The organism is Janthinobacterium woesei, from assembly GCF_051380875.1.
In the GTDB taxonomy this organism is placed as follows: domain Bacteria; phylum Pseudomonadota; class Gammaproteobacteria; order Burkholderiales; family Burkholderiaceae_D; genus Janthinobacterium.
Genome location: NZ_JBNYXW010000011.1, coordinates 78,194 through 90,224, shown reverse-complemented (window position 1 = coordinate 90,224; position 12,031 = coordinate 78,194). Strand labels below are relative to the sequence as shown.

The following is a 12,031-nucleotide window of genomic DNA, read 5'->3' as shown; positions in this document are numbered from 1 at the left end:
ACTACACAGGAATCCGACGTCTCCCCAGATGCGAAGGGCCGAGTAGAGGCCATACAAGAGCTGATGCTTTGGCGCCATACAGCCAGCTCAGTCAACTAGCTGATTCGCCCCATGAACGCGGGCCTGTGGTGCGTGAAGCTGCCGCGCAGTGGCAGCAGTTGGGCGATTCGGAAAGGCTAGCCGCTGCAGGCCCAATGCCTTCAAGTGATCGCTGGCGGCGCGCATGAATCAGCAATCCAGGCACCCGATTTCGGCACTGCACGCAGGGCTGCCAATCATGGGAAATGACGCTTGCACACCGATAGTGTGTGTCCCCCCCTCTACAACAGAGGTGCAAGTATTGAGCAATTCGGGTTGCACAGCAGCGACAGGGATTTTCAACGAGCGACGTAAACGAAAAAGGGCTACAAGCCGAAGCATATAACCCTTTTATTTACTGCGAATACTTGGTGCGTTGGCCGGAATCGAATACAGCGATGAGAAATCAGGCAACATCCAAAAACACCATCAAAAGCACCAACATCCGGGCTCGTCTTCGCCAGTTCGGTTCCTGAAGGAACTTTTTAAGCAACTTTTCACGTCTCACTCTCCGGCATTTGACTTCAAAATTTACGGATATGTTCCCATCAAAGAAAAGGGTACGTGACATATTTACAGCGTAAGCATCCAGCCGCCACATCTATCCGTAAGCGTAAAGCCACATGCCACGATGGTAGGCTCAAATTCCCTCGAGACTCACCGCGCGCACTGCAGCTCGCAGCTGCGCGTGCAACTGGGCCAGCTCCTCATCGCGCAGGTCGGGGAACATGATCTGCTCCACCTCCCTCACCCTGGCGTCACAATCACGCAAAATCGCCTGCCCCTCTTCGGTCAGGCTGATCTGGATGATACGGCCATGCGACGGATCTGGCTTGCGCTCGATCCAGCCTCTCGCCTCCATTGCCTTCACCATCTCATTTGCCGACTGCGGCGAAATCATCGTGCGCACCGCCAGCTGCGCATTCGACAGCGAGCCCAACGTGCGGAACACCGACAGCGCCGTGTACTGCGCCACCGTCAGCCCGCACGGCGCCACCCGTGCAGCCGCCCAACTGGACGACGTCGACCAGGCAATCGCGGCCGCGCAACAGGCGTTTCCGGCATGGGCAGCAATGTTGCCTGGCGCCCGCCGTGCGCTGTTGCAGAAGGCGGCGGACGTGATGGAAAGCCATCGCGCCGAATTCGTCGCGCGCGGCGTCGCCGAAGCCGGCGGCGGCCCCGTCTGGTACTGGCGCGCGCCTGCCCTGACGTCTGAAGCGTTCGACGCGGATGGCTACTACTGCACCGGCGATGCGCATCGACCAGCGCGAGCTGACCGACAAAGGCTCCGTTAATCAAGCTGCCGTGCTGACGCGGCGCGCTGCGGTGGTCGAGCGCATGTACGACGGCACGGAGGCTCAACCGATATTCGCAGCACAACTGGGCTAACCAGCATAACTATAAAGGAGACGATATGAAACTGAAGACCCTCGCCTGCGTGGCAGTAGCCGCTGTCTTGCCTAAGCTCGCCTATGCACAAGACACGATCCGCATCGGCGTCATCGCCGCACTCAGCGGTCCGTTCACCAACATCGGCAAGCCGTTCGAGGACGGTATCAAGACCTTCATGCAGCAGCACGGCGACCAGGTAGCCGGCAAGAAGATTGAAATCATCTACCGCGACGACGGCGGCATCAACGCCGAGATGTCCAAGCGCGCCGCGCAGGAACTGATCGCACGCGAGAAGGTGAGCTTTTTGATCGGTTTCTCGCTGACGCCAAGCGCGCTCGCGGTTGCACCGATCGCCACCCAGGCCAAAATACCGATGATCGTCATGAACGCGGTCACTACCGGCATCACTGCGAAGTCCCCGTACATGCTCCGCACCGGCATGACGATGCAGCAGATGACCGAGCCATTCGGCACCTGGACCGCCAAGAACAGCCTTTCACCCCACCAGCCAGCAGGACCGCACGCAGCCCCAAAGCGCCGCGTGCACATGTACGCATGCAGCCACGCGCCCGGCCACCGTGCGCCTATCCGAAGGTCGCTAAATATAAAGGTAGCGGCCAGCGTCAGCTGCCAGTAGTCAGACGATGGACCGGATCTTCGCGTTCGCGAGCGTGGATCGATGTGTCGTCGCGCTCGCCGTTCACGCTGATAGACGAGGGCTCCTGCTTCGCCGGCACGCTGCTCGAAATCGCCCTTAGCGCCGACCGCATCAACGAAGTTCCGGGCGAGCACCGCGCCAACCAACTATGACCTGCGCAACCTATTCCAGATTAACGTCGAAGGAGGCCGCCACTTATAGCGATGGTCAACCTGCTGCGCAAGTACTTCGGCCGCGACGGCCGCGAAGAAGCCGAGGCCAGCCGGGACTGCGCGCTCTGTGGGCAGATTGAGCGGGATGCCGCCTCGGGCGCGCCAGATCAGTGCGTCGCGAGAGGCGCTCAACTGCGTTCCAGATATTGTCGCCATCTTGATGTTGGCTTCATCTCGCCTGGCCGAGGGCACTCGTGCAGCCTCCATTCCTGTCATTGCAACGACCGCTTCGACCACATCACATCCAGACTTGCCATTTTTATTTAGTTATCTCAAATAACTTTATATGGACTAATTTTAGTTATTGGATATAATCAAATTGTCGCCAAAAATGAAAGAATCCCTTATGTCCTCCGAAGATATTCAACTAGAGATCTGTGGTGCCCACAATGAGATAGCCGTGATCCGCCTGACACGCCAGAAAAAGCGCAACGCGCTCAACGACGGCTTGATACTGGCGATCCGGAATCTGTTTGACAACCTCCCTGCCACGGTGCGCGCAGCAGTGATCGAAGGCGAGGGCGAGCATTTTTGCGCAGGCCTGGACCTTTCCGAACTCCAGGAGCGTGACGCCGGCCAGGGCATGCAGCATTCCCGCATGTGGCACGCCGCGCTCGAGCGCGTGCAATTCGGCCCGGTGCCAGTCATTGCCGCGCTGCATGGTGCGGTGGTGGGCGGCGGCTTGGAGCTGGCCAGCGCTTGTCACATCCGCGTCGCCGATGAGTCGACCTTCTACGCCTTGCCCGAGGGCTCGCGCGGCATCTTTGTCGGCGGCGGTGGCGCAGTGCGCATTCCGCGACTGATCGGCGCTGCACGCATGGCCGACATGATGTTTACCGGTCGCGTCTACAACGCGCAAGACGGCGAGCGTATCGGTCTCGCGCAGTATCTGGTGCCAACGGGAAGTGCCTTTGCCCGAGCATTTGAACTGGCCGAGCGCATCGCCAAAAACGCACCGCTGACCAATTACGCCTTGATGCATGCCTTGCCCCGGATTGCCGAGCAGCCGGCGGATCAAGGCTTGTTCACCGAAGCCATGATGGCAGCCATCGCCCAAAGCGCACCGGAAGCAAAAGAACGGGTACGTGACTTCCTCGAAGGACGCGCCGCAAAAGTTCAAAAAGCATGACCCTCATGGAGGAGACAAAAAATGAAAAAAATGACCGAACAATACCGCACTTTGCACTTCGGGGTGACCCGTGGCGTGCTCAGTGAAGGCGCCAATGGCATAAGCTATTTTAAAGCTGAGCAAACGCTCACGCCATTCGCCGCGCGCATGACCGACCGGCTGGTGGAGTGGGCCAATACTTGCCCTGATCGCATCTGGCTGGCTCAACGCGTCCGCAACGCCGATGGCAGCACGGGCGATTGGCGCCATATTACTTATGGGGAGGCGCTCGCCTCTGCGCGCGATATTGCTCAGGCCTTGCTGGAACGCGGCCTGAGTGCGGAGCGCCCGGTATTGATCTTGAGCGAAAACGATCTCAACCATGCCTTGCTCTCGATGGCTTGCATGTTGGCCGGCATTCCCTGGTGCGCGCTATCGCCGCCTTACTCGACCATCAGCACCGATTATTCCAAGCTGCGTCATGCAGTCACGACCCTGACGCCCGGCCTGGTGTTCGCCAGCAATGCAGGTCGCTACGGCAAGGCGGTACTGGCAACCATTGCGCCCGACGTCGAAGTGGTGTTTACCCAAGGAAGCCTGGAGAACCGACCTTGCACCAATTTCGCCGCGCTATTGGCGACCCCGGCGACCCCGGCGGTCGATGCTGCGATCGCGGCGACCGGACCGGAAACCATCGTCAAATTCCTGTTTACCAGCGGTTCGACCAAGCTGCCCAAGGCTGTGATCAATACCCAACGCATGTGGTGCGCAAATCAACAGCAGATGCGCCAGTCCATGCCGGTGCTGACTGAAACGCCGCCGGTGCTGGTGGATTGGTTGCCCTGGAATCATACGTTTGGCGGGAATCATAACTTCGGCATGGTGCTCTATAACGGCGGCACGCTGTACATCGACGAGGGCAAGCCGGTACCGGCGCTGATCGGCGAAACGCTGCGCAACCTGCGCGAAATCGCGCCGACGCTCTACTTCAATGTCCCGACCGGATTCGAGGCGATCGCGAATGCGATGAAGACTGACCTTGTGTTGCGGAAAAATTTCCTCTCGCGCGTCAGCATGTGCTTTTATGCCGGCGCCTCACTGGCCCAGCCGGTCTGGGATAGCCTGTTCGAAAGCGAGGAAGCCGAACTGGGTCAGCGCATTGTGATGGCCAGTGGCCTGGGTATGACCGAATCGAGTCCATTCGGCCTGTTTGTCACCAGCGCCAACGTCAAGGCCGGCGACCTCGGGCTGCCAACGCCAGGCATGGAACTCAAGCTGGTGCCGAACAACGGCAAGACCGAGGCGCGTTACCGCGGGCCCAACATCACTCCCGGCTACTGGCGCGCAGCGGAGGAAACCGCCAGGCATGTGGACGAGGAAGGCTTCTTCTGCACCGGCGACGCCCTGAAATGGATCGACGAACAGGATGTTCACCAGGGCTTGCGCTTCGACGGCCGCATTGCCGAAGACTTCAAGCTGCTCACCGGCACCTTTGTCAGCGTGGGGACGCTCCGCTCGACGATCATCGTGGCCGGCACCCCGCTGGTCCAGGATGTCGTCATCACAGGCCTGGACAAGCATGAAGTGGGCGCGATGGTGTTCCCGAATATAGGCGCCTGCCGTGCAGTGAGCGGATTGGCCCCCGATGCTCTTGTCAATGAGGTGCTGTCGAGCGCGCCAGTGCTCGCGTATTTCCAGGCGGTGCTCGACAGTTTGGCCGCTACCGCCACCGGCAGCGCTACCCGGATTGCCCGGCTCTGCCTGTTGGCGGATCCGCCAACGATAGACAGCGGCGAGCTGACCGATAAAGGCTCCATCAATCAGCGTGCGGTACTGACGCGACGTGCCGAGACAGTCGAGGCGCTGCATAGTGGCGCCTTGCCCAACCCTCTGCAACCCCGTTCCAGCTAACCGCGTCAACGATTGACGCTTCATGAGGATATTAAATATGGCAACCAAAGGTTTATTCAGCAAGTTTGACGATGTATGGATGCTCGACGGCGTACGGACCCCGATGGTCGATTATTGCGGCGCACTCGGCCACATTTCGCCGACCGATCTGGGAATCAAGGCGGCGCGCGAGGCGCTCAAGCGCAGCGGCGTCGCAGGCGCACAGATTGGCTCGGTAATCGCCGGCAATATGGCGCCAGGCGACTTCGACCAGTTTTTCTTGCCGCGCCATATCGGTCTCTACGCCGGCGTACCGGTCGAGGTGCCGGCGCTGATGGCGCAGCGCATCTGCGGCACAGGATTTGAATTGTTCCGCCAGGCAGGTGAGCAGATCCAGGCCGGCGCGTGCGACACCGCGCTGGTGGTCGGCACCGAGAGCATGACGCGCAACCCGATTGCCGCGTTTGATCACCGCACCGGTTTCAAACTGGGTGCGCCGGTCGCCTTCAAGGATTACATGTGGGAGGCGCTGAAGGATCCGGCGGCCGGGATCAACATGATCGAAACGGCGGAAAACCTGGCGAAAAAATACGCGATTACCCGTGAAGAGGTCGATGCATTTGCCTCGGCATCGTTTGCCAAGGCGGTCGCGGCCCAGGAGGATGGCTTTCATGCCGGCGAGATCGTCGCCGTCATCAGCGAGCAATTCGAACTGCCCGGCTATCAAACGCGCGCGATCCGCCTGCAAGGAAAGATCACGGAAGTCGCCCACGATACCCATGCACGTATTTCTCCAGCCGATGTGTTGGGCAAGCTCAAGCCGGTGTTGCCGGACGGTGTGCAGACCGGCGGCAATAGCGCCGCCCTGGTCGATGCCGCCGCCGCGGCAGTGGTCGCTTCGGGTAGCTACGCCCGCGCTTGGGGCAGCGAGAATGGCAAGCAGCCGCTGGCCCGCGTGGCCGCTGCCGCCGTCGTTGGCGTGCCGCCCGAAATCATGGGGATCGGCCCGGCCCCGGCGATCCGCCTGCTGCTGGAACGCGCCGGTTTGACGCTGGAGCAGATTGGCCGGTTCGAGATCAACGAAGCGCAAGGGGCGCAAACCCTGGCCGTGGCGCGCGAGCTTGGACTCGACTTGAACCGGCTGAACGTGAATGGCGGCGCGATCGCCTTGGGCCATCCGCTGGCCGCGACGGGCGTGCGCCTGACCATCACGCTGGCGCGGGAAATGAAACGATCCGGCGTGCGCTGGGGTATTGCCAGTGCTTGCATTGGGGGTGGGCAGGGCATCGCGCTGTTGCTGGAAAATCCGGAAGCGCTGTGAGCGCAATCGCTTGAACCGATACTGAAAACGAGAACAGAAAGGGTAGACCGCATGAATATTCAAGGAACATCGGCGTTGGTCACGGGCGGCGGTTCGGGCCTGGGCGAAGCAACTGCGCGCGAACTGGCCCGCCTTGGCGCCAGGGTCGCCGTGCTGGACCTGAATGGGGCGCATGCAGAAAAAGTGGCGGCCGACATCAATGCCGCGCAGGGAGCGGGCACGGCCTTCGCGGTGCAATGCGACATTACGCAGACCGACAGTCTGCAAGCGGCCCTGGATGCGGCTGCGCAGGCGCTGGGCCCGGCCCGGATCCTGATGAACATTGCCGGCATCGGCAGTGCCAAACGGGTCGTCGGCAGGGATGGCAGTCCGGCGCCGCTGGAGGACTTCAGCAAGGTCATCAACGTTAACCTGCTCGGCACGTACAACGCGAGCCGGCTGTTTGCCGCTGCCTGCGCGCGCCTCGAACCGCTGGAAGACGGGGAACGTGGCGTCATCCTGTTTACCGCCTCGGTGGCCGCGTTCGACGGGCAGGTTGGCCAGCAAGCCTACAGCGCATCCAAGGGTGGGCTGGTCAGCATGACGCTGCCGATGGCGCGCGACCTGGCGCAATCGGGTATCCGCGTGTGCACGATCGCGCCTGGCCTGTTCTCCACCCCGCTGATGCAGACGCTGCCGGAAGCGGTGCAAGTGTCGCTCGCTGCCAGCATTCCCTTTCCGCAGCGCCTGGGCAAACCGGAAGAGTTTGCCCGGCTTGCCGCGCACATCGTCACCAACGTGCACCTGAACGGCGAGGTGATCCGCCTTGACGGCGCATTGCGCATGGCGCCCCGCTGAAAGCACAAGATGAGCAAAACCATTGTGTATGAGGTCAACGTCATGTTTGGCGATTGTGACCCGGCAGGCATCGTCTTCTTCCCAAACTTTTTGAAATGGATGGACGCTTCGTCGCTCAATTTCTTCGTGCAATGCGGGGTCCCGCCCTGGCGCGAACTGGTGAAGACGAGCAACATCATTGGCACACCTCTGCTGGAAATCAATACCAAGTTCATGCGGCCGGCCACGTATGGCGAGACACTGCAGATCCACACCAGCGTCGAGGAATGGCGCGACAAGGTATTCGTCCATCGCCACATCGTCAAGCGCGGCGACGAGGTGCTGTGCGAAGGGACCGAAGTGCGCGCCTTTTGTGTCCGCCTGCCGGACAACCCGGAGCGTATCAAGGCGATCGCCGTACCAGAAGATATCAAGATGAAATGCAGTTGAGTTTGGCAGTTGTGGTTGGTAGGTGATTCATCCTGGGCATTACTAAAAAAATTAAAGGAGACATTCATGAGACTGAAAAAAAATGCGGCCTGCGTCGCCATCGCTTTGCTCGTATCCGGTTCCGCACTGGCCGACATCACGATCGGCGTGAGCCTGCCATTGACCGGTCCTGCTTCCGGCCTGGGCATACCGGTCAATCAACAGATGAAGCTGTGGCCGGCAACGATCGGCGGCGAAAAAGTCAAGCTCATCATTCTCGATGATGCGACCGACCCGACCAACGGCGCGAAAAACGCTAGCCGCTTCGTGACCGACGACAAGGTCGACATCATTATCGGTTCGGTCGCCACGCCGCCCGCGACGACGATTGCCGCGGTAGCGGCCGATTCGGGCACGGTGCAACTGTCGCTGTCGCCGGTCGTTCTGCCGCCAGGCAAGGATGGCTGGACCTTCCGCATGCCGCAATCGAACGCGGTCATGTCGCACGCTATCGTCGGCTTGATGACGAAACAGGGCGTCAAGACGGTCGGCTTCCTTGGCTACACCGACGTGTATGGCGAAAGCTGGCTGAAGGATTTTACGGCCGAGGCCAATAAACATGGCATCAAGGTCGTGGCGGCAGAGCGCTTCTCGCGCGCCGATACCAGCGTGACCGGCCAGGTACTGAAACTGGTGTCCGCCAATCCCGATGCGATCTTGATCGTGGCGTCCGGCAGCGGTGCGGCGATGCCGCACATGGCGGTCGTCGAGCGTGGCTACAAGGGCAAGATTTACCAGACGCATGCCGCCGCCTCGCGCGACCTGATGCGCGTCGGCGGCAAGAGCGTGGAAGGTGCGTATGTCGTGTCCGGCCCCGCAGTGATCGCGGAACAGCTGCCTGACAACCATCCATCCAAAAAAATAGCGATTGACTTCGTCCAGCAGTTCGAAAAAACGTACGGCCCGGGCTCGCGCAATCAGTTTGCCGGCCATAGCTATGACACCGTGCTGGTACTGGAAAAAGCCATTCCCATCGCCCTCAAAAAGGCCAGGCCTGGCACCAAGGAATTTCGCGCTGCGCTGCGCGACGCACTGCAAACCATGGGCCGCACCGTCGTATCGCATGGCGTGGTCAACTGGACCGCGGCCGATCATTGGGGTTATACGCCTGAAACCGGCGTGATGCTGAAGGTCGTCAACGGCGACTGGAAAGTCGAATAACACCCAGTTAGTACCGGCGCACGCAGCGAGGCTGGTCGGCCCCGCTGCGCGCGACAAAAAAACTTTTTTGCTCACTGCAAGGCATTCTCATGGACTTTTCGATCGCTAGCATTTTGATGCTGGACGGCCTGACCAATGGCGCTATCTATGCGTTGCTAGGCTTGGCTACCGTGCTGGTATTCACCGTCACGCGGATCATTTTCATTCCGCAAGGTGAGTTCGTTGCCTATGGCGCTTTGACATTGGCCATCCTCCAGACCGGAAAAATTCCGGGAACCGTCTGGTTACTCCTGATCATGGCGCTGATCGCCGCAGCATTGGATGGCTTTGCCGCTTGGCAGCGCTACCGCAAACCTGCCGCCGCGCTGAAATCGGCGCTCAGGACGCTGGCAATCCCGGTGGTAATCGCCGGCGTGACCGTCTGGGCCGCGCCGCTGCAGCTGCCCTTGCTCGTGCAAGCGCTGCTCAGCATTGGTGTCGTCGCTGCGTTCGGCCCGCTGGTCTACCGCCTGGCGTACCAGTCGCTGGCCGATGCCACCTCGCTGGTTCTGCTCATCGTTTCAGTCGGCGTGCATTTCGCCATGACCGGTCTCGGTCTGCTGTTTTTTGGCGCCGAAGGATACCGCAATCCGTCGTTCTGGGATATGCGGCTCGCGCTCGGCCCGGTCAATCTCAGCGGACAGACCATCATCATCGCTGCCGTCTCGGTCGCACTGATCGTGATGTTGTGGTTATTTTTCGAGCGTTCGATCTATGGCAAGGCGCTGCGCGCGACGGCCGTCAACCGTCTCGGCGCGCGCTTGATGGGGATCTCCTCGCAGTCGGCCGGACAGCTGACCTTTGCCATGGCGGCATTGATAGGCGCCCTGTCCGGGATGCTGATCGGACCGACCACCACGGTGTTTTATGACTCCGGTTTCCTGATTGGCCTGAAGGGCTTCGTGGCCGCGGTCGTGGCTGGTCTTTCAAGCTACCCCGGTGCATTGTTCGGGGCCCTGTTCGTCGGCATCGTCGAAGCATTCGGCGCTTTCTGGGCCAGTGCATTCAAGGAAGTCATCGTATTTACAATCATCCTGCCGGTGCTGCTGTGGCGCTCGCTGCGGGATGGCCATTCTACAGAGGAACACTGACATGCTGGCACGGCGTTATGGCATATGGGTACTGGTTGTAGTGCTGATCCTGGTGGCGGTATTGCCGCTGCCGGATTTCTGGATTACCCAGCTTAATTACATTGGTCTTTACAGCCTTGTTTGCCTAGGGCTGGTGCTGCTGACCGGCGTCGCGGGGCTGACATCGTTTGGCCAGGCCGCTTTCGTCGGCATCGGCGCGTACAGCACCGCCTGGCTGACACTCAATACGGGCTTGTCGCCGTGGATCACGCTGCTCATCGGTATCGGCTTGACGACGCTGTGCGCCCTGTTGCTTGCATGGCTGACGCTGAGGATGTCGGGTCATTACCTGCCGCTGGCGACGATGGCGTGGGGCCTGTCCTTGTATTACTTGATGGGCAATCTGGATGCGCTCGGCAAATACGATGGTTTGCTCGGCGTCGAGGGCCTGACGCTGTTCGGCTGGGAAGTTGGCCAGGGGCGCGGCTTTTATGCGCTGACCTGGGCCGTGGTCTTGGCGGCGGCACTGGCCATCACTCATCTGCTCGATTCGCGCGCGGGGCGTGCCATGCGCTCCCTGCGCAATGGCACGCATATGGCCGAGGCCATGGGCGTCAACACGCTGCGCTACAAGATCATGATCTTCCTGCTCGCGGCCATACTGGCATCGGTGTCGGGGTGGCTGTTCGCGCACTTGCAGCGCTCGGTTAATCCCTCGCCATTCGGTCTGAAGATGGGTATCGAATACCTGTTCATGAGCGTCGTGGGCGGCGTCGGCTATGTCTGGGGTGCGCTTGCCGGCGCGTTGCTGACCAAGTTGCTCGAAGACCAGCTGCAAGTGTTGTTGCCACAGCTGCTGGGCACCAGCGGCAGCTATGAGATTATCGTGTTTGGCCTCATCCTGGTGCTGATGCTGAAGTACCTGCCCGACGGCCTTTGGTCCTTCGTTGAAAAGCGCCTGCCGCGGCCGGACCGCAAAGTGGACTGGAGCGTGGCTGCTCCGTTGGCCGAGCGTGTCAAGCCGGCGCGCGACGAACTGGTTCTCGATGTGCGCAAGCTGCGCAAGCAATTCGGCGGCCTGGTCGCGGTCAATGACATCGACTTCCAGATTCGCGCCGGTCAAATCGTCGGCTTGATCGGGCCGAATGGGGCGGGCAAGTCCACCACCTTCAATCTGATCACCGGCGTGCTGTCCCTCAGCAGCGGGAGCGTGCTGTTCCGCGGGAAAGAGATAGGCGGGCTGCGTTCGCGCGATATCGCTGCGCGTGGTATGTCGCGCACCTTCCAGCACGTCAAGATGATTCCGGAAATGACCGTCCTGGAAAACGTCGCGCTCGGCAGCCATCTGCGCGGTAGCAAAGGCATGGCGTCAGCCATGCTGCGCTTCAATCGCGAGGAAGAGAAACAGCTGTTCCGCGAGGCGCAGCGCCAGCTTGAACGGATCGGCATGGGGGCTTACCTGCATGAGCAAGCCGGCAATCTGGCGATGGGACCGCAGCGTCTGATGGAAATTGCGCGCGCCCTGTGCAGCGATCCTGCATTGCTCCTGCTCGACGAGCCTGCCGCAGGCCTGCGCCACAAGGAAAAGCAAGCCCTTGCCGACGTACTGCGCCAGCTGCGCGCCGAAGGGATGAGCATCTTGCTGGTAGAGCACGACATGGATCTGGTCATGGATGTGTGCGATCACCTCGTCGTCATGGAGTTTGGCGCGCGCTTGACGGATGGCACGCCTGAGCAGATTCAGCAGAGCCCCAAAGTGCGCGCCGCCTACCTTGGTACCGATTTTTAAGGATTACT

The 12,031-nt window shown here is 60.7% G+C and carries 11 protein-coding genes; 10 read left to right on the top strand and 1 reads right to left on the bottom strand.

Going from position 1 to position 12,031, the window contains the following annotated elements; all coding sequences use genetic code 11:
- Positions 1–718 precede the first annotated feature (718 nt).
- A complete protein-coding gene (locus ACQ4W6_RS14425) occupies positions 719–1,030 on the bottom strand; it encodes a MarR family winged helix-turn-helix transcriptional regulator (RefSeq protein WP_436567866.1) in 312 nt (103 codons plus the stop codon).
- Between ACQ4W6_RS14425 and ACQ4W6_RS14420 the strand changes: the two genes are divergently transcribed.
- The 10 genes from ACQ4W6_RS14420 to ACQ4W6_RS14375 all read left to right on the top strand — a co-directional run bounded on the left by ACQ4W6_RS14420 (position 1,020) and on the right by ACQ4W6_RS14375 (position 12,023).
- Entirely contained in the window at positions 1,020–1,373 is a 354-nt protein-coding gene (locus tag ACQ4W6_RS14420) for an aldehyde dehydrogenase family protein (RefSeq protein ID WP_436567865.1), read from the top strand. The genes ACQ4W6_RS14425 and ACQ4W6_RS14420 overlap by 11 nt on opposite strands.
- A 119-nt stretch (positions 1,374–1,492) precedes the next feature.
- The gene (locus ACQ4W6_RS14415; RefSeq protein ID WP_436567864.1) at positions 1,493–2,107 is read left to right on the top strand and encodes an ABC transporter substrate-binding protein; all 615 of its coding nucleotides are present in this window, start codon (positions 1,493–1,495) and stop codon (positions 2,105–2,107) included.
- Between the two features lie 579 nt (positions 2,108–2,686).
- Entirely contained in the window at positions 2,687–3,469 is a 783-nt protein-coding gene (locus ACQ4W6_RS14410; protein WP_436567863.1) for a crotonase/enoyl-CoA hydratase family protein, read from the top strand.
- Between the two features lie 21 nt (positions 3,470–3,490).
- The gene (locus tag ACQ4W6_RS14405; RefSeq protein ID WP_436567862.1) at positions 3,491–5,359 is read left to right on the top strand and encodes a feruloyl-CoA synthase; all 1,869 of its coding nucleotides are present in this window, start codon (positions 3,491–3,493) and stop codon (positions 5,357–5,359) included.
- A 37-nt stretch (positions 5,360–5,396) separates the two neighbouring features.
- Positions 5,397–6,659, top strand: a complete 1,263-nt coding sequence (locus ACQ4W6_RS14400) for a thiolase family protein (RefSeq protein ID WP_436567861.1) — start codon at positions 5,397–5,399, stop codon at positions 6,657–6,659.
- Between the two features lie 51 nt (positions 6,660–6,710).
- The gene (locus ACQ4W6_RS14395) at positions 6,711–7,496 is read left to right on the top strand and encodes an SDR family NAD(P)-dependent oxidoreductase (protein ID WP_436567860.1); all 786 of its coding nucleotides are present in this window, start codon (positions 6,711–6,713) and stop codon (positions 7,494–7,496) included.
- Positions 7,497–7,505: 9 nt separating this feature from the next.
- Positions 7,506–7,925, top strand: coding sequence for an acyl-CoA thioesterase (locus ACQ4W6_RS14390; protein WP_436567859.1), 420 nt, complete (start codon positions 7,506–7,508; stop codon positions 7,923–7,925).
- 66 nt (positions 7,926–7,991) lie between these two features.
- Positions 7,992–9,125: an ABC transporter substrate-binding protein gene (locus ACQ4W6_RS14385; RefSeq protein ID WP_436567858.1), complete on the top strand. Its 1,134-nt coding sequence runs from the start codon at positions 7,992–7,994 to the stop codon at positions 9,123–9,125.
- 89 nt (positions 9,126–9,214) lie between these two features.
- Positions 9,215–10,255 (top strand): branched-chain amino acid ABC transporter permease, encoded by a 1,041-nt coding sequence (locus tag ACQ4W6_RS14380; RefSeq protein ID WP_436567857.1) that lies wholly within the window; start codon positions 9,215–9,217, stop codon positions 10,253–10,255.
- Position 10,256: 1 nt separating this feature from the next.
- A complete protein-coding gene (locus ACQ4W6_RS14375) occupies positions 10,257–12,023 on the top strand; it encodes a branched-chain amino acid ABC transporter ATP-binding protein/permease (RefSeq protein ID WP_436567856.1) in 1,767 nt (588 codons plus the stop codon).
- Positions 12,024–12,031: the final 8 nt, after the last annotated feature.